The following is a 24,870-nucleotide window of genomic DNA, read 5'->3' on the forward strand; positions in this document are numbered from 1 at the left end:
TCAGGCCAGCAGCTTCGCAGCCGAATAGCAGGGCATGCGAATCGCCATCAGATTAGCATGAGACGACGATGGTTAATGCAGTCTTGCATCCCTCTCGGCGCCTAGTTCTTGGCCAGTATTCGCCGATGCATGCGCCAGGCGCCCTCGACGCGAGCAGTCGCGCCAGTTCCTCGCGGGCTGCTGGCGCAGGGGGCATCGATCTTCTACCCTGCCCGCACAGCTCGGCCCGCCCATCCGCAGGAGCGCTCTTTGAGCAATGGCCCCGATTCAGCCGAACCGCCGCCGCGCCCGGGCGGGTTGGTACGCGGCTTCCTGCGCCTGATCGTCGAGGTCGACGAGTCGCGCCGCTGGACGCACCGCCTGCGGGCGGCCCTGCTCCTGCTGCTGCTGCTCGTCGGCTTCGGTGTGCTCGGTTACTGGATACCGGAGATCGTCGAGCGCCATCTGCGCTGAAGCGACGACCCCGAAAACGAGGTGGCCGGCCGACGACGGGGCTGAGGAGGCCAGGATCCCGTCATCGACCGGCCGAGCCCAGCGGTGACCCAGGAGATGCGGCGGAACCTGGGCTTCCGAAGGGCGTTCCGGACGGCTGCACGGCAGCCGTTCTCTTGGAAATCACCCTACGCGGAAGCCCTCCCGAATCAATCGGAGACGATTGATTCACCATTATTCATCGAAACTTAACCCTACTTGGAAACCTTACCTCGCCCGCTATGGCGGGTCAGGCGGCGCTGGCGACGATGACGCGGTTGCGGCCGGCAGCCTTGGCTCGGTAGACCGCCTCGTCGGCACGCTTCATCATCTCGACCGGCCCGGCATCGCCCGCTCGCCGGCTGGCGACGCCGATCGACACCGTCACCGTGATCGCGCGCTGCCCGCGCTGGATCTGAAAAGCCTCGCCCTCGACCCGTTCCCGGATGCGTTCGGCAACGGCCCGCGCCGCCTCGATCGCGGTGTCGGGCAGCACGACGACGATCTCCTCGCCGCCCATGCGCGCCACCAGATCGATGCCGCGCGTGCAGGCCCGGATCCGGTCGGCGAATTCGCGCAGGACCTCGTCCCCGGCATCGTGACCCCAGCTGTCGTTGACGACCTTGAAGCGATCGACGTCGAGCACCAGCAGCGACAGCGCCCGCGCCCTGAGCGCCGACTCGTCGAACAGGGTCGCAAGCCGGCTGTCGAGATAGCGGCGGTTATGGAGGCCCGTGAGCTGGTCCATCACCGCCATCTCCATCGAGGACTGCACGCTGTCGCGCAGCCGCTCGGCGAAGCGCTTGCGGCGGACCAGCGTCCGGGCACGCGCCAGCAATTCGTTGCGGTCGATCGGCCGGACCAGGAAGTCGTGCGCGCCGATCTCCAGGCCGCGAAGCACGCGGGACTTGTCTTCGGCCTCGCCGAGCAGCAGCACGGAGAGGTTGCGCGTGCGCTCCAGCGAGCGCAGCTGGCTGCACAGCCTCAGGCCGTCATAGTTCTGCAGATCCAGGCTCACCAGGACGATCTCGAAATCACCTTCGGCGGCGCGCGCGAGCGCGGCCTGCGCATCGGTTTCCGTCTCGATCGAGTGGAAGGCCGAGAGCGCCTGTGTCAGGCGCTCGGCGATCAGCGGCCGGTCCTCGATCAGGAGGACGCGGCCGTTGAGCCCGGTCTCTGCCGCCGCCGCGGCCAACGGATCGGCGATGCCGAGCTGGCGCGAGGCGAGCGCGCGCTGGCGCAACTCGTCGGTGACCGATTTCAGCCGGACCAGGCTGCGCACCCGCGCAAACAGCGCGATGTCGTCGATCGGCTTGGTCAGGAAATCGTCGGCTCCGGCATCGAGCCCCTTCAGCCGATCGCTCGGCTGGTCGAGCGCCGTCACGATCACCACCGGGATATGGGCGGTGGTCGCGCTGTTCTTCAGCCGGCGGCAGACCTCGAAGCCGTTCATGCCGGGCATCATCACATCGAGCAGGACGATGTCCGCCTCGCCGCGCTCGCAGATCGCCAGCGCATCGATGCCGTTCGTCGCAGTGATGACGTCAAAATACTCGGCGCCCAGCTTGGCTTCGAGCAGCTTCACATTCGCGGGAATGTCGTCGACGACCAGGACCCGGGCTGACATGGCTCAGCGTTTCCCTTCAGGCCGTGCCGACATAGGCGCGCACCGTCTCGAGGAACTTGCCTACCGAGATCGGCTTCGAGATATAGGCCTCGCAGCCACCCTCCCGGATACGTTCCTCGTCACCCTTCATCGCGAAGGCGGTGACCGCGATCACGGGGATCGACTTCAGCGCGTCGTCCTCCTTGATCCATTTCGTCACCTCCAGCCCGGAGACCTCCGGCAGCTGGATGTCCATCAGGATCAGATCGGGATGATGCGTGCGCGCCAGCTCGATCGCCTCGATGCCATCCGCCGTCTTGAGCGTCGCATAGCCATGGGCCTCCAACAGGTCGTTGAAGAGCTTCATGTTGAGCTCGTTGTCCTCGACGATCAGAACCGTCTTCTTCATCTGTCCCCCAGTCCGCACAGTCCTGGTCATCCGATGTCGGATTCTCCAGGCTGTCGGCCGCGTTCAGTGTTAGGTTTAACATGCGAGCAGTTGACGAAACGCAAACCCGAAACCCGACTCGTCGATCATAGATAGATGGCCATGCCGCACCCGATCACCAGCGAGGAAGCGCAGACCCTGGCGCTCAAGGCCCTCGCTTTCCTGGCCTCCGAGCCGGAGCGCCTGGAACCGTTCCTGGCCACCACCGGCCTCGGCCCTGCAACCCTGCGCAGCGCCGCGCAGGAACCAGGCTTCCTCCTCGGCGTGCTCGACCATCTCTGCGCCAGCGATTCGCTGCTGCTCGAGTTTGCCGGAAATCTGCACCTGAAGCCCGAAATGGTGGCGCAGGCACGAGAAATCCTCGCCGGCCCGCCCGAAGCCTACGAGCCGTGAGCGACGGCGTCGGCATCGCCGTCTGCGCCCGGGCGCTCTGCCGCGACTGCATGCACGACCATGACGAGGCGCGTGCGCCGGTGCGCCGCTGCCCATCCTGCGGCTCGCCGCGCCTGCTGCGCCATGCCGAACGCGACAGCCTGCATCTCGCCCATATCGATTGCGACGCCTTTTACGCCGCGATCGAGAAGCGCGACGATCCCAGCCTGCTCGACAAGCCGGTGATCATCGGCGGCGGCAAGCGCGGCGTGGTCTCGACTTGCTGCTACATCGCCCGCATGTCCGGCGTGCGCTCGGCCATGCCTATGTTCCAGGCGCTGAAGGCCTGCCCCGAGGCCACTGTGATCAAGCCGGACATGGCGAAATACGTCGCTGTCGGCCGCCAGGTCCGCAAATTGATGCAGGAGCTGACGCCGTTGGTCGAGCCGCTCTCGATCGACGAGGCTTTCCTCGATCTCGGTGGCACCGAGCGGCTCCACCATGCCAGCCCGGCGCTAACCCTCGCCCGCTTCCAGCGCCGGATCGAGGACGAGATCGGCATCACCATCTCGGTCGGGCTCTCCTACGCCAAGTTCCTCGCCAAGGTCGCCTCCGACCTCGACAAGCCGCGCGGCTTCTCGATCATCGGCCAGGCGGAAGCCGTCGCCTTTCTGGCCAACAAGCCCGTCGGGATGATCCCCGGCATCGGCAAGGCCGGCGTGGCGAAGCTGGCGCAATCGGGCTTCCGCGTCATCGGCGACCTCGCCAAGGCCGAGATCGCGACGCTCTACCGCCTGGTCGGCAAGGATGGGCCGCGCCTGCGGAACCTCGCCCTCGGCATCGACCCGCGCAAGGTCACGGTCGAGCATGAGGCCAAGACGGTTTCATCCGAGACGACGCTCGATGTCGACCTCGCCAGCTTCGAGGAGCTGGAGCCGATCCTCTGGCGGCTCTGCGAAAGGACCTCGCAGCGATTGAAAGCGCAGGAGCTTGCCGGGCGCACCGTCACCCTCAAGCTCAAGACCCACGACTTCCACATCATCACCCGCGCCGCCCGTCTGCCCGAGCCGAGCCAGCTCGCGGCGCGCCTCTTTTCCGCCGGACGCGACCTGCTCAGGCGCGAATGCACCGGGCCGCGCTACCGGCTGATCGGCATCGGCATGAGCGATTTCTCCGATCCGGCCGAGGCAGACCGTGGCGATCTCGCCGATCTGCAGACGCCGAAGCTGAAGGCGATGGAAAGCGCCCTCGACAAGGTCCGCGCCAAATTCGGCGACGCCGCGATCGAGAAGGGCCTATCGCTGCGCGATACGCGCCGCAGGACGACTTCGAGCACGACTACTTCGAGCACTCGCTCGCCGGAAGCAGATCCAGACGCGTGAGCGTGCCACGCAGCGCAAACGAGCCGTAATCGAGCCTGATCGCGCCTGTGACGCCGTTCTCATAGAGCTCGAAGGACACGGTGTAAGCCGGTGTGCTCTCGCCGGAACCGACCTTGAAATAGGAAACCGTCACCGGCCAGCGCGCGAGCTTCTCGAATTCCGGCTTGCGCAGCGGCGTCTCGGCGGCCGGCGTCGTGATCTTGCGGCCGATCACCGAGAGCGTGTCGTAGACGTCCTTGCCGGAATTGGCGCCGTCATAGAGGCGGACATTGAGGGTGTTCTTGCCCTCGCGCGCCGCCTGGATCACGGCCTTCATCTGCTCGTTCGGGAACATCGCTGCGCTCGGCTCGCGATGCGTCTCGGCCTTGGGGGCACGCAGTTGCACCTCGTAGCCGGCCTCGCCTTTCTTGGCCGTGCCGTCGACGATGTCGGCCGGCGCGCCTGCGGCCGAGCTTTCGGTCTTGAAGCGATAGCTCTTGGCGTCGCCCTCTTCGAAGCTCGTCGTGCGCGCATCGATCACGCGCGGGCCGCCTTCGCTGGTCAGCTCGGTGACCTGCCGGAAGGAGAGCGCATAGCCGTCGCAGGCATCGCCGGAGAAGTCGAAGGCGATGCGGCCGCGCGCCGTGGTGATGTCGCGCGAAGGCTTGCCGTCGTCGAGCACGAGATCATAGACCGCCCGGTGCGGCACCAGCACGACGCGCTCGGCCGAAGCTGGAGCTTGCGCCCAGACTCCCGTCGCCGCCATCACCGCCAAGCCTGCGATCCCGCCGCGATACGTCTTCATGCCGATCCTCGATTCGCGCTCTTAGCCGGGGCGAACTGCAGCCCTTCAAATCTAGGTGCATTGCGGCAATGGCGCAAACAAGGCGGGCAACGCAGGTTGCGCCCCTCACGCCTCGGCAGAGGAAAGCTCCGCCTTGGCCGTCGCCAGGATCTCGTCCGACAGCGCCGCATCGTCGACCATTCGGGCGAGCACGAGCGCGCCGACCAATGTGGCGTAGCTCGCAATGGCGCTGGCTCTGCGCTCGTCCGCGGTTGCACCCGGCGCGATGGCGGAGAGGCCCTCGATCGCCGCCCGCACACCCTCCGTCGCGGCAAGGCGCGACGCCTCGCCCTGGCGCGCAGTATCGCTGCCAAGCGCTGCGACCGGACAGCCATGGCCGGGATCATCACGATGCGACGATGACAGATAGCGATCGACGATCGCCTGCAGCGGCGCTTGCGGCTCAGACGCTCTTGCCTCGGCGGCCCATCGACCGGAGTGGACGAAGGCGCGCCCGAGCGCCTGGGCGGCAAGATCATCCTTCGACGAAAAGTGCCCGTAGAAGCCGCCATGGGTCAGGCCGACCGCCTTCATCACATCAGCGACGCCGACCCCGTCGAAGCCGCGCTCGCGAAACAGCGTCGCCGCCGTATCGAGAATGCGCTCGCGGTTCTCCGCCATCTGCTCGCGGCTCACCCGCATCGATCCGCTCCTTCGACAATCGGCACTCCAGCCTCTTGACTCTTTATATGACGCTGATCATCTAAATTCAATCATGATGATCATCATGAAAAATCGACACTGAAATCGAACAGGAATTCGACATGGCAACGCAGCAGCTCGGCACCGCCCTCATCACCGGCGCCTCGACCGGAATCGGCGCCGTCTACGCCGACAGACTGGCCCGTCGTGGCTATGATCTCGTCCTCGTCGCTCGTGACGAGGCGCGTCTCGCCGCACTGGCCGAACGTCTTCGTAGCGAGACCGGCCGCAAGGTCGAATGGCTCAAGGCCGATCTGACGGCGAAGGCCGACCTCGCCGCGATCGAGCAGCGCCTGCGCAACGACCAGGGCCTGACCCTGCTGGTCAACAATGCCGGTATGTCGGTCGCCGGCTCGCTGCTCGATGGCGAGATCGACCACTTCCAGAGCATGATCGAACTCAATGTCGTCGCCCCGACCCGCCTCGCCGCGGCGGCTGCCCGCAATTTCGCCGCACGCAAGCAGGGCACGATCGTCAACATCGCCTCGGTACTGGCCCTGGCGCCGGAGATCTACAATGGCAGCTATAGCGGCACGAAGGCCTACCTCCTGAACCTCAGCATCTCGCTGCAGCAGGAGCTTGCCTCGTCCGGCGTCCATGTCCAGGCAGTGCTGCCCGGTGCCACCCGCACCGAAATCTGGCAGCGCGCCGGTGTCGATGTCGACGGTTTTCCGCCGGAAATGGTGATGGAGGTCGATGCCATGGTCGATGCGGCACTGGCCGGCTTCGACCAGGGCGAACTCATCACCATTCCCTCGCTGCCGGATGCGGCCGATTTCGAGCGTTATACGGCGGCGCGGCTGGCGCTCGGCCCCAATCTCTCGCGCAACCGGCCGGCCGAGCGCTATCTGGCGAAGCGCACCGACGCCGCCTGATCCGCCCTGCCCGGCAGGCGCATCGGCCAAGCCGCGTCGCGCTTGCGACCCGGCTTGGCATCGGCGATGAAAGGCTCCTGTTCAGATCCGGTCAGGAGCCCTCCGATGAACGCCGTCGACACCAAGCTCGCCGCCCTCGGCATCACCCTGCCCGCCCCGGCCGCGCCGGTCGCGAACTACGTTCCCTATGTCATCACCGGCAACCTCTTGATCATCTCCGGCCAGATCTGCTTTGGCCTCGATGGCAAGCTCTCCGATGCGCACAAGGGCAAGCTCGGCGGCGAGATCTTCAACGAGGCCGGGCTCGAAGCGGCCAAGCTCTGCGCCATCAACGTGCTCGCCCAGGCCAAGGCGGCGCTCGGCGGCGATCTCGGCCGGATCAAGCGCTGCGTCCGTCTTGGCGGCTTCATCAACGCCGCCCCGCATTTCGCCGCTTTGCCGGCGATCATGAACGGTGCCTCCGATTTCATGGTCGAAGTGCTCGGCGATGCCGGCCGCCATGCCCGCTCGACTGTCGGCGTCGCCAACCTGCCGGCCGATGCCGCCGTCGAGGTCGAAGCTATGTTCGAGATCGCCTGATGGCGGCCGAAGCCTGGCTTACCGCCCGCCCGATCGCGCATCGTGGCCTGCACGATGCCGCCGGCGGCATCATCGAGAATTCGCTCTCGGCAGCCGCGGGCGCGATCGCCGGTAATTTCGCCATCGAATGCGACGTCCAGCTCAGCGCCGACGAGGACGCCGTCGTCTTCCACGACTACGTCCTCGATCGCCTCACAGCTGAAACCGGCCGCGTCGACGCCCGCAAGGCGGCCGAGCTGGCGCAGATCGGGCTGAAGGGCGCCAGCGACCGCATCCCGACATTGACCGGCTTCCTCGACGCCATCGGCGGCCGGACGCCGCTGGTGATCGAGATCAAGAGCCGCTTCGACGGCGACCTGCGGCTGGCGAAGCGTACCGCGCAGGTCCTTGAAGCCCATAAGGGCCAGCCAATCGTGCTGAAATCCTTCGATCCGGTGATCGTGGCTGCCCTGCGCGAGCTCGCGCCCGGCTTCGCCCGCGGTATCGTCGCCATGAATGAATACAACTATGGCGACTACGACCGCCTGTCGGCCGGTGAGAAGCATGCCCTCGCCAATCTTCTGCATTTCGAGCAGAGCCGACCCGACTTCATCTCCTGGAAGGTCGCGGACCTGCCGAGCGCCGCGCCCTTCCTCTGCCGAAAGGCGCTGGGCCTGCCGCTGATGAGCTGGACGGTGCGCACGCCGGAGGACCGCGCCCGCGCTGCCGCGCATGCCGACCAGATGGTCTTCGAGGGCTTCCTGCCTTGAGCGAAACCGGTCTGCGCGAGGGCCTCAGAGTCCGCGTCGCGACCTCGCTGAAAAGCGTCCCGGCCGCGGACTGGGACGCCTGCGCCAATCCCGGCGCTGGCCGACCGCTTGAATCAGCCTGCGAGCAAGCGGATTCAATCTCTCAGGCAGACCCGGACAACCCCTTCGTTTCGCACGCTTTTCTGCGCGCTCTGGAAGAGAGCGGCTGTGTCGGCGGCCGCACCGGCTGGTCGCCGGCCTATCTCCTGGTCGAGGATGCGGACGACCGCCTGATCGCCGCCGCGCCCTCCTTCGTGAAGGGCCATAGCCAGGGCGAATACGTCTTCGACCATAGCTGGGCCGAAGCCTATATGCGCGCCGGCGGCCGCTATTACCCGAAGATCCAGGTCGCCACCCCGTTCACGCCCGCGACTGGCCCGCGCCTGCTCGTCGCCGACGGGCCGCACGCCAACGATGCGCGCGAGGCGTTGATCGCCGGGCTGGAGGCCTTGCGCGAGCAGGTCCGCGGTTCGTCCGTGCACGTCACCTTCGCGCAGGAGCCGGACATGGCGGCGCTGCTGGACGCCGGTTTCCTCGAACGCCACGACATCCAGTTCCATTGGCAGAACCAGGGCTTCGCCAGCTATGACGACTTCCTCGCCACGCTGGCCTCGCGCAAGCGCAAGGCGCTGAAGCGCGAGCGGCGCGAGGCGCTCTCGGCCGGCATCGAGGTCGCCGTTCTCTCCGGCGCCGATCTCACCGAAAGCGTCTGGGACGACTTCCACTCATTCTACGAGGACACCGGCTCGCGCAAATGGGGCCGGCCCTATCTCAACCGCCGCTTCTTCTCGGAGATCGGGCAGCGCATGGGCGAGCGGATCGTGCTGGTTCTCGCACGCCGCGCCGGCCGCAACATCGCCGGCGCCATCAACTTCCGCGGCGGCAACACGCTCTATGGCCGCAACTGGGGCTGCATCGAGGACCACCCCTTCCTGCATTTCGAGCTCTGCTATCATCAGGCCATCGATTATGCGATCGGGCACAGGCTTGCCCGCGTCGAGGCCGGCGCCCAGGGCGAGCACAAGCTCGCCCGCGGCTATCGCCCGGTGATCACCCGCTCGGCTCATCTCCTCGCCGATCCCGGCCTTGCCCGCGCCGTTGCCGCCTATCTGCCCGGCGAACGGCGTGAGATCAGCTCTGCAGTGGCTGCGCTTGCGGAGGAGAGCCCCTTCCGCAAGGGTGACCACCTCTGACCTCCTTCGAACCATCAGGATATCAGCTGATGACCGCCTATGATCCCAACAACATCTTCGCCAAGATCCTGCGCGGCGAACTGCCGGCCCATCGCGTCTACGAGGACGACCAGGCGCTTGCCTTCCTCGACATCATGCCGCGCGCACCTGGCCACACACTGGTCATTCCGAAGAATCCGGCCCGCAACATCCTCGACATCGACGCCGGCGATCTCGCTTATGTCGCGGGAATCGCCCAGCGCATCGCCCGGGCACAGATGCAGGCTTTCGGCGCCGACGGCATCACCGTGCAGCAGTTCAACGAGAGCGCCGGCGGCCAGGTGGTCTTCCATCTCCACGTCCACGTCATCCCGCGTCATGACGGCACCGCGATGAAGCCGCCGGCCAGCGAGATGGCCAAGCCTGAGGATCTGGTAGCAGCCGCCGAAAAAATTCGGGCTGCGCTCAAAAATATTTGAGCGGCATGTCACGCGGGCGCTTGCCGTCTCGTCCTGTCTTCATCACCACCTGATGGAGACGACGATGACCCAGCGCCTCAACGGCTTCCAGACCGCCCCCGACGCCTACAAGGCCATGCTCGGCCTGCAGGATTACATCAACCAGTCGAAGCTGGAGCACAGCCTGCTCGAATTGGTGAAGATCCGGGCGTCGCAGATCAACCGCTGCGCCTACTGCCTGCACATGCACATCACCGATGCGCGCAAGGCCGGCGAGAGCGAGATCCGCATTGCCCTGCTCAGCGCCTGGGAGGAGTCCGAGCTCTACACCCCACGCGAGCGCGCCGTCCTGCGCTGGACCGAGGAGCTGACGCGGCTCGTCGACCGCAGCCCGAGCGACGAGGCCTTCGCCGAGTTGCGCGAGCATTTCGACGAGAAGGATTGCGTCGACCTCTCGGTCGCCATCGGCATGATCAACCTCTGGAACCGGATCAATTGCGGCTTCCGCACCCTGCATCCGAATGATCGTCGCCGCGAGAAGCTCGCGGCCTGACGCTGCACGAAACAGCCTGCTGGCCCGGCAGTCGCCGGGCCAGAAATGCTTCAGTCCGAAAGCCCCATCATGAGCAAGCGCCTCAACCCCTACGTCACCGCCCCCGACACCATGAAGCCGATGATCGCGCTCGAAGCCTCGATCAAGGAGAGCGGCCTCGAGCATAGCCTGATCCACCTGGTGAAGATGCGGGCCTCGCAGATCAATGGCTGCGCCTATTGCCTGCACATGCATTCGGCCGATGCGATCAAGGAGGGCGAGAGCCCGGCCCGCCTCTTCCTGCTCGACGCCTGGCACGAGTCGGCGCTCTATACCCCGCGCGAGCGCGCCGCCCTCGCCTGGACCGATGCGCTGACGCTGATCTCGCAGGCCCATGCGCCGGACGAGGCCTATGAGGAGGTGCTACGCCATTTCAGCCCGGAGGAAACCGTGAAGCTCACTCTGCTGATCGGCACGATCAACACCTGGAACCGGATCGCCATCGGCTTCCGGACGAGCCACCCAAACGACCGGCCGGCCAAGGCCGCCACGACGGCTGCCTGAGACGCCTCCCATGACCGCCCCGGACGATCTCTTCGAGACGCATCGCCGTTTCCTGACCCGCCTCGCCTATCGCATGCTCGGCTCGGTCAGCGATGCCGAGGACATCGTCCAGGAGGCCTGGCTGCGCTGGCGTGACGTTGCCCAAGGCGAGGTCGAGGCGCCGCGCGCCTATCTCGCCCGCACCGTCACGCGCCTCTGCCTCGACCAGATGAAGTCGGCCCGCAGCAAGCGCGAATTCTATGTCGGCGCCTGGTTGCCCGAGCCTTTGGTCGAGGAGATCGGCGCCGCTGAATCCAATGTCGACACCCAGCTCGACGCCCCGATCGCGCTGATGCTCGCACTGGAACGGCTCTCGCCGCTGGAGCGCGCCGCCTTCCTGCTGCACGACGTCTTCGAGTTGGATTTCGCCGAGATCGCCCGCACCATCGACCGCAGCGAGAGCGCCTGCCGCCAGCTCGCCAAGCGCGCTCGCGAGCATGTCCGCATCGACATGCCGCCGCGCAACAAGATCGACCCGGCCGAGGCGAAGCGCTTCGTCGAGGCCTTCTTCAAGGCTGCCCATAAGGCCGACACCAGCGACCTGCAGACCCTGCTCGCCCAGGATGTCGCCTTCCACAGCGATGGCGGCGGCAAGGTGCTGGCGGTCATGAACGTGCTCCACGGCATCGATCGCGTCGCGCGTTTTTTTGCCGGCATCGCCCGCAAGGTGATGAGCCTCGGGCAATCGACCACCGTCTACAAGCCTGTGCTGATCAATGGCTTGCCCGGCTATCTCAGCCTCGAACGCGGCGAGACCCTGCAGGCGACCGCCCTCGACATCCGCGACGGGCGCGTCCATGCGATCTATGTCGTGCGCAATCCCGACAAGCTCCGGCACATCACGCTGGCGGTCGATTGAGGCGCACGGCTTTCCGCGGAGATAACGCAACGTCAGATCGAAATCACATCAAACCACACGCGAACCGACGCGATTATGGCTCAAATGTGGACAAGGCATTCCGGCTAGCTGATTTCATTCCCGCTGGAGCCTTGCGCTATGAATTTCGATATTTCCCAAGTCAAACATCCCAAGGAAAAGCTCTACGGCAGCATCATGCTCGTCGTCGGCATCGCCATCTGGGCGGTAGTGCTCGGCGCCATTGCCGTTGCTCTGTTGAGCGGCTCGATCTGGCACGGTCTCGTGCTGCTCTTCTATTTCGGCATCTTCTGGCTGGTCTCCTATTGGGCGCGCGCGATCACCCGCGCCTATATGATCGGCCATTTCGTCATGGTCGGGCCCGATCAATTCCCGCACATCCACCGCATGGTCGAGGACGGCGCCCGCGCGCTCGGCCTGCGCGAGATCCCGCAGACCTTCGTCTACAACTCGAGCGGCGTGCTGAACGCGATGGCGCTGCGCCTCGTCGGCCGCCAGCGCTATATCTGGCTGACGTCTGCCCTGATCGACGCCGACAATGACGAGCAGGTCCGCTTCGTCATCGGCCATGAACTCGGCCATCATGTCGCCGGCCATCTCGACGAGCCCTGGAGCTATCTGCGCTTTCCCGGCCACATCGTCCCGTTCCTCGGCGCCGCCTATTCCCGCGGCCGCGAGCTGACCTGCGACCGCATCGGCGCCTTCGTCGCCCGCGATCTCCAGGCTGCCCGCACCGGCCTGCAGATGCTTGCCTGCGGCAGCGCCAGGCTGAACGCCCAGATGAACCCCGACGCCTTCCAGAACCAGGAGCAGATAGTGCCCGGCATCGCCGGCTTCTTCCTGAAGATCGTCTCGCACTATCCGCGCCACACCCGCCGCGTCGAGGCGGTGACGCAGTGGTACAAGACGCAGCCGGCGGCAAACCAGGCGATCCGTCCGAGCTTCGCACCGCGGCCGGCATAAAGGCCGACGCGAACAACCATCGAGCATGACCGAGCCGGCGCCTTCCCCGGGGCGCCGGTTTTCATATGGAAGAAATCGCGCGCGGCTAGGCCTTCAGCTCAGCCACACGGCGCCGCCGATCAGCACCGCCTCGCCGGCAAGCACTGCCAGCATCACCCGGCGGCGAAAGGCGAGCACGACCGTGACGGCGACGGCGAGCGCTGCCAGCCTCACCGTGAGCGGCACGCCGGCGAGCGCACTCGGCGCCGTCAGCACCAGCTTGGCCACGACGCCGGCCAGCAGCGAGGTCGCGACCAGCCTGACCCATTCGAGCCAGGGCGAGCTCTCGTCCAGCTTCCGCGCGAAGGCGACAGCGAGCCAGCGCCAGATCTCGGTCGGCAGCATCGCGAACAGGACGAGCGCGAGATAGGGCCACCACGGCCCGTCGAGGAAGGCGATCGGCTGGGTCATGCGCCCGCCTTTCGCGCCTTGCGCCAGCGCTGCACCAGGAAGGCGATGCTGCCGCCGGCGATGCCGCTGGCGATCAGATCGAAACCGCCGCCGATCGCCCAACCAGCCACCGGCGCAAGCGCGAGGCCGAGCCCGATCGCGACCATGTCGCCATGGCCGCGAATGCCGGCGACCATCGAGGACAGGAAGAAGATCGGCGTCAGGCAGAGCAACCCGGCCGCGACCGGCGCGGGCACGATGCCCGCGAGATGGAAGCCGGCATAAGTGCAGAGCGCGCTGACGGTGATCAGCGCATTGGCGAAGCCGAGGAAATAGCCGACGCGCTGTTCGGGCGGGATGTTCGGCAGCCGCCTGAGCGCCTCGACCCAGGCCGTGACCGCGACGAAATGCGCGATCAGCATCTGCTGCGCCACGCTCTGGCCCGGCCGGCGCAACAGCGGCAGCAGCGCCACGGTCATCGGCAGGAAGCGCAGCGAGGCGAAACCGATGGCGAGCGCGATGGCGCTCCAGGCGGCGCCTGCGGCGATCGAGGCAAAGAACAGCACCTGCGACGGGCCAGCCCAGACCAGAATCGTCGAGAGCACGGCCGCCTCGACGGGATAGCCGACATCGCGCGCCAATGAGCCGACGCCCATCAGCGAAAGCCCGACGACCCAAGCGGGCAGCATCGCGGCATCGCGGAAGCCGCGCGCCCATGGTCTCAGCCATTGGTCGGGGGCAGCCTCGGTCATCTCGCCATCGCTCTGCGCCATCAGCTGCCCGCCGGCGCGATCCCTGGCGGGACAGCGCTGCTGCGATCGAAAGGCAAGGAGCTCGAGGATCGGATCATCGGACCGAAAGATACGAAAAAGGCCCGCAGCGGCTGCGAGCCCTTTTGCTTAAAGCGCATGACGCTGGTGGCATGACAGCCATTGCGCCGCGCGCCGGCCTTGCACCCAGCGCAAGTCGGATCAGAAGCTCTTCATCGCGAGCCCGATCACCTCCTGGAAGAAGTCAATGCCTTCCTTCGGTATCCCGCCGACGGCGCGATAGCCGAGATAGAGCAAATAGAGGAAGGCCGGGACCATGATCCAGCCCAGCACTTCCTCGAAGATGATCCGACGCCGGCGCCGGCGGGCCCGCTTCTCGAACCAGCCGAGCTTTTCCTTGGGCGCAGGAGCGGCCGCCTGCGCGGCGACCTCGCCCTCTTGAGCCCACACACTTTCCGATTTGCGCTTGAAGAACACCGATCAGGCCTTGGTCAACGGAACCTTCGGGACGGTACGGACGCTGCGCGCCTTCGGCGGCTCGACCGGAGCATCCGGCTTCGGCCCGCGCTTGGCGCCGCCGGAGCCGGCCGCCTTGGCCTTACCCGGCGTTTTCGCCCGCGGCTTGCGCGTGCGCTTCTCGGCTGCGGCAGCGACGTCCTTCTCCGGCTTGGGCTTGACCGGCCCGTCGGGGAATTCGAGGCCGAGCACCTTGATGCCGGTCTCGGACTGGATCACCACGACCTTGACCGCGCCGCCATTCTTCAAGCGGCCGAACAGCACCTCGTCGGCGAGCGGCGTCTTGATCGTCTGCTGGATCAGGCGGGCCATCGGCCGGGCGCCCATCGCCTCGTCATAGCCGTTGTCGACCAGCCATTCGCGCGCCTCGTCCGAGAGCTCGATGGTGACGTTGCGGTCGGCGAGCTGCGCCTCGAGCTGCAGCACGAACTTGTCGACGACGCGCGCCACGACCGTCTTCGGCAGATGGCCGAACGAAATCGTCGCGTCGAGCCGGTTGCGGAACTCCGGCGCGAACAGCTTGTTGATCGCCTCGGTGTCGTCGCCCTCGCGCTTCTGGCGGGTGAAGCCATAGGCGTTCCTGGCCATGTCTGCGGCGCCGGCATTGGTGGTCATGATCAGGATGACGTTCCTGAAATCGACCTGTTTGCCGTTGTTGTCGGTCAGCTTGCCGTGGTCCATCACCTGCAGGAGGATGTTGAACAGGTCGGGATGCGCCTTCTCGATCTCGTCGAGCAGCAGCACGCAATGCGGATGCTGGTCGATCTGGTCGGTCAGGAGGCCGCCCTGGTCGAAGCCGACATAACCCGGAGGCGCGCCGATCAGCCGCGAGACGGTGTGGCGCTCCATGTATTCCGACATGTCGAATCGCACGAGCTCGACGCCGAGCGAGGAGGCGAGCTGGCGCGCGACCTCGGTCTTGCCGACGCCGGTCGGGCCGGCGAAGAGGTAGCAGCCGATCGGCTTCTCGCCGTCGCGCAGGCCGGCACGGGCGAGCTTGATCGACGAGGATAGCGCCTCGATCGCCTTCTCCTGACCGTAGACGGTGCGCTTCAGCGTGGTCTCAAGGTTGCGCAGCACCTCGGCATCGTCCTTGGAGACGGTCTTGGCCGGGATGCGCGCCATGGTCGCGACCGCCGCCTCGATCTCCTTGACGCCGATCGTCTTCTTGCGCTTGGCCTCGGTCACCAGCATCTGCGAGGCGCCGGTCTCGTCGATCACGTCGATCGCCTTGTCCGGCAGCTTGCGGTCATGGATGTAGCGCGCCGACAGCTCCACCGCCGCCTTGATGGCGTCGTTGGTGTAGCGCAGCTTGTGGAATTCCTCGAAATAGGGCTTCAGCCCCTTCAGGATCTCGATCGTGTCCGGCACCGACGGCTCGTTGACGTCGATCTTCTGGAAGCGGCGCACCAGCGCCCGGTCCTTCTCGAAATACTGGCGGTATTCCTTGTAGGTGGTCGAACCGATGCAGCGTAGCCCGCCCGAGGCCAGCGCCGGCTTCAGCAGATTCGAGGCGTCCATCGCGCCGCCCGAGGTCGCACCGGCGCCGATCACCGTATGGATCTCGTCGATGAACATGACCGCCTTCGGGTGCTGCTCGATCTCCTTCATCACCTGCTTGAGGCGTTCCTCGAAATCGCCGCGATAGCGCGTGCCGGCGAGCAGCGTGCCCATGTCGAGCGAGAAGACGGTCGCGTCCTCCAGCACCTCCGGCACCTCGCCGCGCACGATCTTGAGCGCCAGGCCCTCGGCGATCGCGGTCTTGCCGACGCCGGGATCGCCGACCAGCAGCGGATTGTTCTTCTGCCGGCGGCAGAGGATCTGGATGGTGCGCTGCACCTCGGCCTCACGGCCGATCAGCGGGTCGATGCGCCCGTCGCGCGCCTTGCGGTTGAGGTTGACGCAGTAAGCGTCAAGGGCGCTTTCCTTTTTCTTCTTGTCCTTGTCGCCGTCATTGGCCTGCTCGCTGCGCTGCTCGCGCTGCTCCGGCTCCTCTTCGGCGCCGCGCACGGGCCGGCTCTCGCTGGCGCCAGGACGCTTGGCGATGCCGTGGCTGATATAGTTGACCGCGTCGTAGCGGGTCATGTCCTGCTCCTGCAGGAAGTAGGCGGCATGGCTCTCGCGCTCGGCGAACATCGCCACGAGCACGTTCGCCCCGGTCACCTCCTCGCGGCCGGACGACTGGACATGGATCACCGCGCGCTGGATCACGCGCTGGAAGCCGGCGGTCGGCTTGGAATCGTCGCGCCCGTCGGTGACGAGGTTGGTCAATTCCGCATCGATGTAGTCGACGAGGTTGCGGCGCAGCGTGTCGAGATCGACGCTGCAGGCGCGCATCACCGCGGCGGCGTCCTGGTCGTCGACCAGCGCCAACAGCAGGTGTTCCAGCGTCGCATATTCATGGTGGCGCTCATTGGCGAGCGCGAGGGCCCGGTGAAGCGCCTGTTCGAGGCTGCGCGAGAAGCTCGGCAAGGTCAGCGCTCCCAGTCCAGTGTCGAAAGGATGATGTTCAAAGCTACTTCTTCTCCATCACGCATTGCAGCGGATGCATGTGCTTGCGGGCGAGATCCATCACCAGCGTGACCTTGGTCTCGGCAACCTCGTAGGTGAAGACGCCGCATTCGCCGACGCCATTCTGGTGGACGTGCATCATGATGCGCGTCGCCTCGGCCCGGTCCTTGTTGAAGAACCGCTCCAGCACATGCACCACGAACTCCATCGGCGTGTAGTCGTCGTTGAGGATCAGCACGCGGTAGAGATTAGGCTTGCGTGTCCTGGTGCGGGTCAGGACCGCGGTGCCGGTTCCGCTGCGGTCATTGTCGGTCGGGCCGGATGGCGCCCGCGGCTTCGATGCCAGACGCGGCGCAAAAAAAGACGCGTTCCCGCGCGGCGTGTTGCCGGCTGGCAGGTCCTGATCGATTGGCGTCGTGGCTGCTTGGCTCAAGGTGTCCGTCCCGAAGGCTGACATCAAGATAGTGCTTCGCTCACGAATTTACAGTCGTCTCCCCCGCTTCGCCAGCCCGTTCCGAGCGCATGCCACAGCAAAGCGCCCTTTTTGAATCGGACAAAGCATAAGCACGGCCGGAATAGCCAGGCTTCTCAGGGCCTTGCGGAGCGGCAGACAACTCTCAGGTCCGCCAGCGCAGCCGCTCCGGAGTAAGCCCATTGGAGAAAACGATGCCCTCCCGGCGAGCTGTGGCATAGTCGCGCTTCAGGCGGAAATACCATTGCGCCAGCCGGTCGGCCTGCCCCAGCAGCAGCATGGTCGGCTTGCGCTCCAGACCCTGCTGGGCGAGTTCGAGAATCCGCTGGTCCTGGCGCAGGAAGGCGTGGCCCGCCCATCTGATCAACGGCGCGAGCGGCATGAGCTGCGGCAGGTCCGACAGCAGCACATTGGTCAGCAGCGTCCGGCGCGCATCGATCGGCGTCGCGAAGGTCGCGTTGACGATCGCGCGCTCGCCGAGACGGATCCGTTCGATCCGCTGGCCGGGCAGCAGGAAGTCGACTTCCGTCTGCGGCCGCCCGAGGAGGCGATAGCCGCGCGAGTTCGCCGCCGCCTTATGCGCCTTCATCCGGAAGCCGAAGGGCAGCGGCTCGAAGTCCTTGACCTTCTCCTGTGCCGTCGCGGTCGGCCGCCACCACCAGGAGTTATGGACGTAGCCGACATGTCCGGGGTCGATCAGGCTGAGCACGCTGAGATCATAGGAGGCCTCAACCAGAACCGAGACGGCGACGCGGCAGCGCGTCTTGCCTGCAAGCGCCAAGGCAGGCACCGGCGGCGCAAGCTCCGGCCGCGTACCGAGATAGAGCCAGATGATGCCGTCGCTCTCGCGGATCGGGAACTCGCCGACCTTGACCTGGCCGGGATCGGTGACGTCGCCATCGACCAGCGTCGGCATCGCCCGGCAGCGACCATCGGCTCCGAAGCGCCAGCCATGGAAGGGGCAGGTGATCGCGACGCCGTCGAACCGCCCCTCGGACAGGGGCGCGCCGCGATGCGGGCAGCGATCGCGCAAGGCGAAGAGCTCGCCGAGCTTCGTGCGGCCGATCACGACCTGCTCGCCGAGAACCGTCACGCTCGCCATCGCGCCCGTCGCCAGGCTGCCGGAGCTCTTGACGCAGTACCAGGCCTCCCGGGGCGGCTCACGGAACTCGTTCGCCGGCGGCGCCTCGGTGGCGGTCGATGCGTCCATGGCAATCGTCGAACGGCTCATTGCGGCTCCTGGCTCAGGTCGCTGCCATCAGGCTAAACACGACGCAGGCAGACAGCCGCCCGCCAGTTGCCAGAGCATTGCCGCGAAGGCGCATCCGGAAGGAGCCCAAACGCAAAGAAGCCCGGCCGAGGCCGGGCTTCTTGAAATCATGTCGTGATCAGCTGCAGCCGGGCGAAGCCGGCCGCGCCAAAATCACTCGGCTACAATCACTTGGCCGGGGTCGGGACGGCCTTGGCGACGATGCCCTCGAACGGCTTGTAGGCGTCCTTGGCGATCGCGGCATAGAGCTCGCCGATCTTGGTGACCTGGGCGACATAGCCCTCGAAAGCGGTCTTGACGTAGTCCGACTGGATCTCGATGGCCTTGTCGAGCGTCTTCACGCCGGCAAGCTTCTCGATCGTGGCCGTGCCGGCCTCGAACGACTTCTTGGCGTAGTCGGTGGCCTCGACGGCCAGAGCCTGCACGCCCTTCGAGGTGGCGCCGAACGCCTTCAGAGCGGCATCGACGTTCTCTTTGGAAGCCTTCTGGATGGTCTCGAACTGCTGGATCATGGTGTCCCTTTCGACGCTCGCGCGCCGCCTCTGCTGACGAGCCGGAATGGCCCGGGTTCCGTGCCCCCAAGGTCAGATGAAAAGGTCCATCACCGGGGCGCTTCTGCATATTGTGCAGCGCAACATAAAAGTCAAGCTTGTGCTGCAATGCACCAAACGCAGAGCTACCCAGCGTGTACCGGCAACGGTTTGCAACCTGACCGCCCCGTGTGACCGCCATGTGAAAACGGCCGTGTGAAAGCTGTCCGGCGCTTAACCGCTCCGTAACCGCATCCGCCTAACCTCTGCAGCTGTGTCCTTCGCGCCACGCTGCAAAGCCTGCGACGGACGGGTGGGTAAGTTGAGGCGAGTTGCATGGCTTCTGGTTGCGTTGGGTCCCGACGCGGGCGCTGGCTCGCGTTCATCGGGGTGGTGAGTATTGCTGCCGTTGCTCTGACCGCGACGGTCTCGCCCGCAGAGGCGGCCCGCAAGAAGCGGCGCCATGTCTCGGGCGGCTACGCCCCGCCCTATGCAGCAATGGTCGTCGACGCCAAGAGCGGCCGCACCCTGCACGCCGTCAACGAGGATGCGCCGCGCATCCCGGCCTCGCTCACCAAGGTGATGACGCTCTACATGCTCTTCGAGCAGATGGAGCGCGGCCGCTTCACCATGAACTCCGAGCTCAAGGTCTCGGCCTACGCAGCTTCGCAGCCGCCGACCAAGCTCGGCCTGCGCGCCGGCTCGACCATCGAGGTCGAGGACGCGATCAAGAGCATGATCACCCTCTCGGCCAACGACTCCTCCGTCGTGGTCGCCGAGAACATCGCCGGCTCCGAAGAGGCCTTCGCCGAGCAAATGACGCGCAAGGCGCGCTCGCTCGGCATGGACTCGACCCGCTTCTATAACCCGCACGGCCTGCCGAACTCGCCGCCGAACATCACCACGGCGCGCGACCTGACCATCCTGGCCCGGGCGATCCAGGAGCGCTTCCCGCGCTATTTCCCGCTCTTCCAGACGCGCTCCTTCCAATACGGCTCGCGCACCATTCGCGGGCATAACCGCCTGCTCGGCAGGATCGAGGGCGTCGACGGCATCAAGACCGGCTACACCCGCGCGTCCGGCTTCAACCTGATGACCTCGGCCAAGTCGGAAGGTCGCCAGATCGTCTCGATCGTGCTCGGCGGTCGCTCCGGCGCCTCGCGCGACAAGATCATGTCCGATCTCGTCCTCGCCAGCCTGCCGCGCGCCAGCACCGGCGGCCGCAGCGCCCCGATGATCGCCGAGGCCACCGAGCCGCAGCAGGAGCGTTATCGTGCTCCGGCTCCGGCCCCGGTTCCCGAGCCGCCTGCTCGCCCGGCGCTCGTCGCCCAGGCGCCCGAGCCCACCCCTGCGCCGATCCCGGTGCCGCGTCCGCGCGCCGAGCCGGACGTGCCCGCCGCCGCCCGCGCCTATGCCGCGACCACGACGACCGCCCAGATGCCGCCGCCGCGCGCCCTCAGCGGCAGCGCCCAGGCGCTCGCCCTCTCCAACATGCGTCCGGTCGCCGCGACCACGACGCCGTCGGCCATGCGCTGGTCGATCGGCGCCGCCCCGGCTGAAGGCAAGGTCCTGCGCCCGCCGGCGAATGTCGACACGACCTCCTCGATCGCCAAGCTCGCCGAGCCGGCGGCCAGGGACGAGGTCCAGCCCATGCCGAAGAAGGTCGAGGCTCGCCTTCCCGAGCCGGCCCCGGCTCAGGCCAAGGTGGCGCACGTCGCCAAGGCGCCCGAGGCCAAGGCCGAGGCCAAGCTGCCCGAGAAGACCGCGATCGCCTCGAAATGGGTGATCCAGCTCGGCGCCACCGACGACGAGGCCAAGGCCAAGGACATCCTCAGCCGCGCCCGCGCCAAGGCCTCCGGTTCGCTCGCCGATGCCTCGGCCTTCACCGAGAAGGTCGAGAAGGGTGGTGCCACCCTGTTCCGCGCCCGCTTCGCCGGCTTCGAGGAGTCCAAGGACGCCGAAAAGGCCTGCGCCCAGCTCAAGCGCGGCGGCTTCTCCTGCTTCGCCACCCGCGGCTGACCGATCCGGAAAGGAGATCAGTCATGCTTTTTCAGCAAGGTATCCTTGGCCTGGTTGACACGAGCGGCAAGCCCGCTGGTGCCGCCGGCATCCGGATGGATCCGCTTCATCAGGCCCCGATGGGCATCGCGGATCGCCTCCGGGCCCGCCCCCGGCTGAAGCCCCAGGATCTCGTAGGCCTCCTCGTCCGACATCGCGCCCGTGCGCGCCGGGCCGCGCTGCCCCGCGTCGCGGTGACGATCAGCGTCTTCACGCCATCCGGGCGCCCGGCGGTCGAGATATGCCTCTAGCAGGCGCGCCCCGTCGGGGTCTCCCGCGAGGCACTCGCGCAGCAGCGTACTGAGTTCGGTGGGGTTGAGATCGTCGAGATCGCGCCCCGCATAAGTGCCGGCCAGGACCTTGCCCCTGATGCCGCCACTGTCATGGTCGAGCTCCATCTCCAGCAGGCTCGATGCAACCTTCGAGCGTCCGGCCGAGCCGGTCCCGCCCCAGTCCTTCGCCCATTCCGGCATCTTGAGCCCACCCGGGCCATAGGCGCTCCAGCCGAGCAACCAGGCGCCAAGCCCGCCCAGGAAGATCGCCATGTCCGGGCGGCCGCGCAGCATCAGCAGCGCCGCGACACCGAGCGACAGCGTGCCGCCGACGACCTTGCCGAGCCGGACCAGCTTCTTCGGATCGGAGCCAGCGAAGAGCTTGGCCAGCCACCAGATCAGGATCAGCGTGGCGATACCGTAGAGCAGACTCACGATGTGCGGCCCTCCATCGCCGTGAGCAGCCTTTGCGCCGCAGCATTCTGCCCCGCGAGCTTCAACAGCGCCTCGCGTCCGCCGCTGGCGTAGGCCGCCGCGCCGCGCAGCAGGTCGAGCAGGGAATTCGGCGCGTTGACGTCGAAGCGGGCATGGGCGCCGCCGGTCAAGCGTGCGATCTCGGCGAAGGCGGCGCTGGCATCCGGATCGGCCCCTTCCTGAAACAGGAAGCCCTTGATGCCGCGCAGGCCGAGTTCGCCGGCAAGCGCGCAGAGCCGGTCGACATCTTCCTCCATCGCATCGCCGACATAGACGAAGGCGCGGATCGGCACCTGCCGCTCCTCGTCGCGGATATGCTTGAGCACGCGGCCGATCTGCGTCTGGCCGCCGCGGCAATCGATCTTGTTCATCAGCCCGGTCAGGCGCTGCGGCTCGCCGAGCCAGCCCGAAGCGCGGCATTCGTCGAAGCCGCGGAAATAGACAAGCTGAACCGCAAGCCCACCGGTTTTAGCGGCGACCTCGAACATCTGCCCCTGCAGCGAGCACGCCAGATCCCAGCTCGGCTGCCGGCTCATCGTCGCGTCGAGCGCGAAGACCAGCCGCCCGGCCTGCCCGGTCGCCAGCGGTGCGAGCTGCTTCGCCGCAGCGACGAAGCGATCGATCTCGCCGGGCTTCGAACGCGCAGCGCTTTCGGCCGGGCGCGTCTCGCCCGCTTTGCCCACTGCCTTGCCATTGTCGCGCGTCATGCTCTTCGCCGGGATTCGCTCATGTCAGAGATATTGGCCGCGCCGCCGGCATTTGCTACCCGTCCCCAACCGCGCGCTTTCCGTTCGACCGGCGACGGTCGAACGATCAGAATTCGCGCAACTCAATAGTACGGCATGTTCTGACCGCAAAAGTGGGACCACTTTTGCGGAACATGCCTGGGGAGAAGCGCCATGTCGCAGGTCGCGGTTTTCGAGACGGTCAAGGCGATGCGCGAGGCCGTCGCGGCCTGGCATGCAGCCGGCGAGAAGGTCGCGCTCGTGCCGACCATGGGTGCGCTGCACGAGGGCCATATCGCGCTCGTCACCGAGGCGCAGAAGCATGCTCGCCGCGTCATCGTCTCGATCTTCGTCAACCCGACGCAGTTCGCCCCGCACGAGGACTTCAAGAAGTACCCGCGTACCTTCGACAGCGACCGCGCCCAGCTCGAGGCGGCCAACGCCGACGCGATCTATTTCCCCGCCGTCGAGGAGATGTATCCGCCGGGCTTCGCCAGCCGCGTGCTGCTGCTCGGCCCGGCCGCCGTCAGCCTGGAAGACCGCTTCCGCCCCACGCATTTCGAAGGCGTCGCAACGGTTTGCTGCAAGCTCTTCACGCAAAGCAAGGCCGATTTCGCCGTCTTCGGCGAGAAGGACTATCAGCAGCTCAAGGTGGTGACGCGCATGGCCCGCGACCTCGATCTCGGCATCGAGATCGTGCCGCTGGCGACCTTCCGCGAGGCAGACGGGCTCGCAATGTCCTCGCGCAACCGCTACCTCTCGGCGCAGGAACGCGCCCTAGCCCCGACGCTGCACAAGGTGATGCAGGCCCTCGCCGCCCGCATCCGCAATGACGATCCGCTGTTCCAGGCGGTCGCCGACGCGCAGAACGAGATCATCACCGCAGGCTTCGAGCTCGACTATCTCGAAGCCCGCCATGCCGACACGCTGGCGCCGGTGACCTCGCGCTCCGATGGCCCGATTCGCCTGCTGATCGCGGCGCGGATCGGCGGGACCAGGCTGATCGACAATATCGGGGTGTAGGCCGCGCAAATGGCTCGGATGCGATCAACGCCGGCTTTGCTCAGATTCTTGCAGAGCACGATTCTGGCTGCAGTGCTCGGCTTCGGGTCAGCGAGCCCCACCCACGCACTGGCAGCGCTGATTCGTATCGACAAGCCTCTGCCAAACGACCTGAAAGATCGCGTCACCGAGCTTCTGAAAAGAGTTCGCCCAGCCGATTGGGAACAGGCGGTCGCAGGGAGCAAGGTCGCCTGGCACGCCTCCTGGAGCAACACCGTGCTTCTTCGGGTCGAAGCAGGATGTTTCGAGCGGCAATGCATGACACTCGTCGGGCGCCTGACAGATCAGGCGATCAATCTCGAACTGACGATGTTGGCTGACGACACCGTCTCGATGCATGACGTGTTCAATCATTTCTGGGGCACCGAGTCGTCACCGCCCTGGGTTTTCAAGACTGGCGGCAACACAGGTCTGGTCGCAATCCAACGCGACCAGGGATGGCTTCTAACAGCTTGCAACAACTGCACCGATTGGGGCGACTGGCGAACCACGATAATCGAGCCGCCGCCACCAAAATCGCCTGCACCGCCAGAGCTGACCTTTGGAGAGTTCTCGCTAAAGCTGAAAGAAATGAGGCGGTGACAAGCGCCGAGCCTCTTCTGAACCGCAAGACGACTTTCACACTCGACGAGCTCGATCTCCGTCGCGCGGTTCGCCTGCACGCCTTCAGCGGAATCCGTGAGAAGCAGACCATCATCCGTCTGTCAGTGCTCTGGCTCGTCGCGATGGCGGCCTTCGTCGGCTTCTTCTCCGCTGCCGGAGTGCCCTGGCCGGAGTTGCGCGCCAACCTCCTGCCGTTCGCGCTCGTCATCATCGCGACCATTCTCGGCTTCGGCCTCGGCATACCGCTCGCGTTCGGCCCACTCGTCATCCGCCGACGGTTCAGGCAGGACAAGCTGGTCCGCAAGCCCGTCTCGGCCGGCTGGGACGAGGAAGCCTACGAGGCCGAGCAGCCCGGCGCACGCAACCACATCCCGTGGCGCGACTACATGAAGATCCGCGAGGACCGGCACCTCTTCCTGTTCTTCATCTCCGACTACAGCTACCAGATCCTACCGAAGCGCGCGCTGACGCCCGAGCAGATCGCGGATCTGCAGCGGATCCTCGCAGCGTTCTGAACGAGCCTTGCA

General features: G+C 66.3%; 29 protein-coding genes. 16 read left to right on the forward strand and 13 right to left on the reverse strand.

The window, feature by feature from the left end; translation table 11 throughout:
• Nucleotides 1-249 precede the first annotated feature (249 nt).
• Nucleotides 250-453 (forward strand): hypothetical protein, encoded by a 204-nt coding sequence (locus GV161_RS27645; RefSeq protein ID WP_152013781.1) that lies wholly within the window; start codon nt 250-252, stop codon nt 451-453.
• A gap of 268 nt (nt 454-721) precedes the next feature.
• Here the strand turns inward: GV161_RS27645 and GV161_RS27650 are convergent, their stop codons facing one another.
• Nucleotides 722-2,098, reverse strand: coding sequence for a PleD family two-component system response regulator (locus GV161_RS27650; protein ID WP_152013780.1), 1,377 nt, complete (start codon nt 2,096-2,098; stop codon nt 722-724).
• A 16-nt stretch (nt 2,099-2,114) separates the two neighbouring features.
• Nucleotides 2,115-2,486 carry a response regulator gene (locus GV161_RS27655; protein WP_091842024.1) on the reverse strand — a complete coding sequence of 124 codons (372 nt, stop codon included), beginning with the start codon at nt 2,484-2,486 and terminating at the stop codon, nt 2,115-2,117.
• Nucleotides 2,487-2,621: 135 nt separating this feature from the next.
• Between GV161_RS27655 and GV161_RS27660 the strand changes: the two genes are divergently transcribed.
• Together GV161_RS27660 and GV161_RS27665 are read left to right on the forward strand one after the other, a co-directional pair.
• Entirely contained in the window at nt 2,622-2,918 is a 297-nt protein-coding gene (locus tag GV161_RS27660; RefSeq protein ID WP_244623987.1) for a DUF3572 domain-containing protein, read from the forward strand.
• Complete coding sequence (locus GV161_RS27665) at nt 2,915-4,279, forward strand: DNA polymerase IV (RefSeq protein WP_280179033.1); 1,365 nt, start codon at nt 2,915-2,917, stop codon at nt 4,277-4,279. Before GV161_RS27660 ends, GV161_RS27665 begins: the two co-directional genes overlap by 4 nt.
• Here GV161_RS27665 and GV161_RS27670 read toward each other — a convergent pair.
• The gene (locus GV161_RS27670) at nt 4,236-5,063 is read right to left on the reverse strand and encodes a cell envelope integrity EipB family protein (RefSeq protein ID WP_152013779.1); all 828 of its coding nucleotides are present in this window, start codon (nt 5,061-5,063) and stop codon (nt 4,236-4,238) included. The two genes, GV161_RS27665 and GV161_RS27670, sit on opposite strands and share 44 nt — an antisense overlap.
• A 105-nt stretch (nt 5,064-5,168) precedes the next feature.
• Entirely contained in the window at nt 5,169-5,744 is a 576-nt protein-coding gene (locus tag GV161_RS27675; RefSeq protein WP_152013778.1) for a TetR/AcrR family transcriptional regulator, read from the reverse strand.
• Nucleotides 5,745-5,866: 122 nt separating this feature from the next.
• Between GV161_RS27675 and GV161_RS27680 the strand changes: the two genes are divergently transcribed.
• The 9 genes from GV161_RS27680 to GV161_RS27720 all read left to right on the forward strand — a co-directional run bounded on the left by GV161_RS27680 (nt 5,867) and on the right by GV161_RS27720 (nt 12,651).
• A complete protein-coding gene (locus GV161_RS27680; RefSeq protein ID WP_152013777.1) occupies nt 5,867-6,679 on the forward strand; it encodes an SDR family oxidoreductase in 813 nt (270 codons plus the stop codon).
• A gap of 105 nt (nt 6,680-6,784) precedes the next feature.
• Nucleotides 6,785-7,258 carry a RidA family protein gene (locus tag GV161_RS27685; RefSeq protein WP_152013776.1) on the forward strand — a complete coding sequence of 158 codons (474 nt, stop codon included), beginning with the start codon at nt 6,785-6,787 and terminating at the stop codon, nt 7,256-7,258.
• Complete coding sequence (locus GV161_RS27690; protein WP_152013775.1) at nt 7,258-8,007, forward strand: glycerophosphodiester phosphodiesterase family protein; 750 nt, start codon at nt 7,258-7,260, stop codon at nt 8,005-8,007. The genes GV161_RS27685 and GV161_RS27690 overlap by 1 nt, the downstream gene beginning before the upstream one ends.
• An 11-nt stretch (nt 8,008-8,018) precedes the next feature.
• On the forward strand, nt 8,019-9,239 hold the full coding sequence (locus tag GV161_RS27695; protein WP_152013795.1) for a GNAT family N-acetyltransferase: 1,221 nt from the start codon (nt 8,019-8,021) through the stop codon (nt 9,237-9,239).
• A 29-nt stretch (nt 9,240-9,268) separates the two neighbouring features.
• Nucleotides 9,269-9,697, forward strand: coding sequence for an HIT family protein (locus GV161_RS27700; RefSeq protein WP_152013774.1), 429 nt, complete (start codon nt 9,269-9,271; stop codon nt 9,695-9,697).
• Between the two features lie 64 nt (nt 9,698-9,761).
• A complete protein-coding gene (locus GV161_RS27705; RefSeq protein WP_152013773.1) occupies nt 9,762-10,229 on the forward strand; it encodes a carboxymuconolactone decarboxylase family protein in 468 nt (155 codons plus the stop codon).
• A 69-nt stretch (nt 10,230-10,298) separates the two neighbouring features.
• On the forward strand, nt 10,299-10,772 hold the full coding sequence (locus GV161_RS27710) for a carboxymuconolactone decarboxylase family protein (protein ID WP_152013772.1): 474 nt from the start codon (nt 10,299-10,301) through the stop codon (nt 10,770-10,772).
• A gap of 10 nt (nt 10,773-10,782) precedes the next feature.
• On the forward strand, nt 10,783-11,670 hold the full coding sequence (locus GV161_RS27715) for a sigma-70 family RNA polymerase sigma factor (RefSeq protein ID WP_152013771.1): 888 nt from the start codon (nt 10,783-10,785) through the stop codon (nt 11,668-11,670).
• A 138-nt stretch (nt 11,671-11,808) separates the two neighbouring features.
• On the forward strand, nt 11,809-12,651 hold the full coding sequence (locus GV161_RS27720) for a M48 family metallopeptidase (protein ID WP_152013770.1): 843 nt from the start codon (nt 11,809-11,811) through the stop codon (nt 12,649-12,651).
• A gap of 93 nt (nt 12,652-12,744) precedes the next feature.
• Here GV161_RS27720 and GV161_RS27725 read toward each other — a convergent pair whose 3' ends face one another.
• The 7 genes from GV161_RS27725 to GV161_RS27755 all read right to left on the reverse strand — a co-directional run bounded on the left by GV161_RS27725 (nt 12,745) and on the right by GV161_RS27755 (nt 19,131).
• Entirely contained in the window at nt 12,745-13,101 is a 357-nt protein-coding gene (locus tag GV161_RS27725) for an AzlD domain-containing protein (RefSeq protein WP_152013769.1), read from the reverse strand.
• Nucleotides 13,098-13,853, reverse strand: a complete 756-nt coding sequence (locus GV161_RS27730) for an AzlC family ABC transporter permease (RefSeq protein WP_152013768.1) — start codon at nt 13,851-13,853, stop codon at nt 13,098-13,100. Before GV161_RS27730 ends, GV161_RS27725 begins: the two co-directional genes overlap by 4 nt.
• 198 nt (nt 13,854-14,051) lie before the next feature.
• Nucleotides 14,052-14,300 (reverse strand): hypothetical protein, encoded by a 249-nt coding sequence (locus GV161_RS27735; protein ID WP_152013767.1) that lies wholly within the window; start codon nt 14,298-14,300, stop codon nt 14,052-14,054.
• 30 nt (nt 14,301-14,330) lie between these two features.
• Nucleotides 14,331-16,838, reverse strand: a complete 2,508-nt coding sequence (clpA, locus tag GV161_RS27740) for an ATP-dependent Clp protease ATP-binding subunit ClpA (RefSeq protein WP_152013766.1) — start codon at nt 16,836-16,838, stop codon at nt 14,331-14,333.
• Nucleotides 16,839-16,881: 43 nt separating this feature from the next.
• Nucleotides 16,882-17,223, reverse strand: coding sequence for an ATP-dependent Clp protease adapter ClpS (gene clpS, locus GV161_RS27745; RefSeq protein WP_244544047.1), 342 nt, complete (start codon nt 17,221-17,223; stop codon nt 16,882-16,884).
• Nucleotides 17,224-17,494: 271 nt separating this feature from the next.
• Nucleotides 17,495-18,580 carry an aromatic ring-hydroxylating dioxygenase subunit alpha gene (locus GV161_RS27750; RefSeq protein ID WP_244623986.1) on the reverse strand — a complete coding sequence of 362 codons (1,086 nt, stop codon included), beginning with the start codon at nt 18,578-18,580 and terminating at the stop codon, nt 17,495-17,497.
• A gap of 206 nt (nt 18,581-18,786) precedes the next feature.
• On the reverse strand, nt 18,787-19,131 hold the full coding sequence (locus GV161_RS27755; RefSeq protein ID WP_152013764.1) for a phasin family protein: 345 nt from the start codon (nt 19,129-19,131) through the stop codon (nt 18,787-18,789).
• Between the two features lie 354 nt (nt 19,132-19,485).
• Here GV161_RS27755 and GV161_RS27760 point away from each other — a divergent pair, with 354 nt between their 5' ends.
• The gene (locus GV161_RS27760) at nt 19,486-21,168 is read left to right on the forward strand and encodes a D-alanyl-D-alanine carboxypeptidase (RefSeq protein ID WP_152013763.1); all 1,683 of its coding nucleotides are present in this window, start codon (nt 19,486-19,488) and stop codon (nt 21,166-21,168) included.
• 17 nt (nt 21,169-21,185) lie between these two features.
• Here GV161_RS27760 and GV161_RS27765 read toward each other — a convergent pair whose 3' ends face one another.
• Nucleotides 21,186-21,914 carry a molecular chaperone DnaJ gene (locus GV161_RS27765; RefSeq protein WP_348521234.1) on the reverse strand — a complete coding sequence of 243 codons (729 nt, stop codon included), beginning with the start codon at nt 21,912-21,914 and terminating at the stop codon, nt 21,186-21,188.
• Complete coding sequence (locus GV161_RS27770; RefSeq protein WP_244623985.1) at nt 21,911-22,660, reverse strand: VWA domain-containing protein; 750 nt, start codon at nt 22,658-22,660, stop codon at nt 21,911-21,913. Before GV161_RS27770 ends, GV161_RS27765 begins: the two co-directional genes overlap by 4 nt.
• Before the next feature lie 192 nt (nt 22,661-22,852).
• Here GV161_RS27770 and panC point away from each other — a divergent pair, with 192 nt between their 5' ends.
• From panC to GV161_RS27785, 3 genes are read left to right on the forward strand one after another with little or no spacing between them, the layout of a single operon-like run.
• Nucleotides 22,853-23,701: a pantoate--beta-alanine ligase gene (gene panC / locus GV161_RS27775; protein ID WP_152013762.1), complete on the forward strand. Its 849-nt coding sequence runs from the start codon at nt 22,853-22,855 to the stop codon at nt 23,699-23,701.
• Nucleotides 23,702-23,749: 48 nt separating this feature from the next.
• On the forward strand, nt 23,750-24,322 hold the full coding sequence (locus GV161_RS27780) for a hypothetical protein (protein ID WP_159650465.1): 573 nt from the start codon (nt 23,750-23,752) through the stop codon (nt 24,320-24,322).
• Nucleotides 24,319-24,858 carry a YcxB family protein gene (locus tag GV161_RS27785; protein ID WP_159650468.1) on the forward strand — a complete coding sequence of 180 codons (540 nt, stop codon included), beginning with the start codon at nt 24,319-24,321 and terminating at the stop codon, nt 24,856-24,858. The genes GV161_RS27780 and GV161_RS27785 overlap by 4 nt, the downstream gene beginning before the upstream one ends.
• The last annotated feature ends 12 nt before the right edge of the window (nt 24,859-24,870 follow it).

The sequence above is a fragment of the Bosea sp. 29B genome, assembly GCF_902506165.1.
Lineage (GTDB): Bacteria > Pseudomonadota > Alphaproteobacteria > Rhizobiales > Beijerinckiaceae > Allobosea.

Coding starts and splice junctions, on each gene's coding strand:
- GV161_RS27670 (WP_152013779.1), bottom strand. CDS start 5,063: ATGAAGACGTATCGCGGCGGGATCGCAGGCTTGGCGGTGATGGCGGCG.
- GV161_RS27650 (WP_152013780.1), bottom strand. CDS start 2,098: ATGTCAGCCCGGGTCCTGGTCGTCGACGACATTCCCGCGAATGTGAAG.
- GV161_RS27655 (WP_091842024.1), bottom strand. CDS start 2,486: ATGAAGAAGACGGTTCTGATCGTCGAGGACAACGAGCTCAACATGAAG.
- GV161_RS27675 (WP_152013778.1), bottom strand. CDS start 5,744: ATGCGGGTGAGCCGCGAGCAGATGGCGGAGAACCGCGAGCGCATTCTC.
- GV161_RS27685 (WP_152013776.1), top strand. CDS start 6,785: ATGAACGCCGTCGACACCAAGCTCGCCGCCCTCGGCATCACCCTGCCC.
- GV161_RS27760 (WP_152013763.1), top strand. CDS start 19,486: ATGGCTTCTGGTTGCGTTGGGTCCCGACGCGGGCGCTGGCTCGCGTTC.
- GV161_RS27725 (WP_152013769.1), bottom strand. CDS start 13,101: ATGACCCAGCCGATCGCCTTCCTCGACGGGCCGTGGTGGCCCTATCTC.
- GV161_RS27690 (WP_152013775.1), top strand. CDS start 7,258: ATGGCGGCCGAAGCCTGGCTTACCGCCCGCCCGATCGCGCATCGTGGC.
- panC (WP_152013762.1), top strand. CDS start 22,853: ATGTCGCAGGTCGCGGTTTTCGAGACGGTCAAGGCGATGCGCGAGGCC.
- GV161_RS27660 (WP_244623987.1), top strand. CDS start 2,622: ATGGCCATGCCGCACCCGATCACCAGCGAGGAAGCGCAGACCCTGGCG.
- GV161_RS27705 (WP_152013773.1), top strand. CDS start 9,762: ATGACCCAGCGCCTCAACGGCTTCCAGACCGCCCCCGACGCCTACAAG.
- GV161_RS27770 (WP_244623985.1), bottom strand. CDS start 22,660: ATGACGCGCGACAATGGCAAGGCAGTGGGCAAAGCGGGCGAGACGCGC.
- GV161_RS27680 (WP_152013777.1), top strand. CDS start 5,867: ATGGCAACGCAGCAGCTCGGCACCGCCCTCATCACCGGCGCCTCGACC.
- GV161_RS27720 (WP_152013770.1), top strand. CDS start 11,809: ATGAATTTCGATATTTCCCAAGTCAAACATCCCAAGGAAAAGCTCTAC.
- GV161_RS27700 (WP_152013774.1), top strand. CDS start 9,269: ATGACCGCCTATGATCCCAACAACATCTTCGCCAAGATCCTGCGCGGC.
- GV161_RS27755 (WP_152013764.1), bottom strand. CDS start 19,131: ATGATCCAGCAGTTCGAGACCATCCAGAAGGCTTCCAAAGAGAACGTC.
- GV161_RS27750 (WP_244623986.1), bottom strand. CDS start 18,580: ATGAGCCGTTCGACGATTGCCATGGACGCATCGACCGCCACCGAGGCG.
- GV161_RS27730 (WP_152013768.1), bottom strand. CDS start 13,853: ATGGCGCAGAGCGATGGCGAGATGACCGAGGCTGCCCCCGACCAATGG.
- GV161_RS27715 (WP_152013771.1), top strand. CDS start 10,783: ATGACCGCCCCGGACGATCTCTTCGAGACGCATCGCCGTTTCCTGACC.
- GV161_RS27710 (WP_152013772.1), top strand. CDS start 10,299: ATGAGCAAGCGCCTCAACCCCTACGTCACCGCCCCCGACACCATGAAG.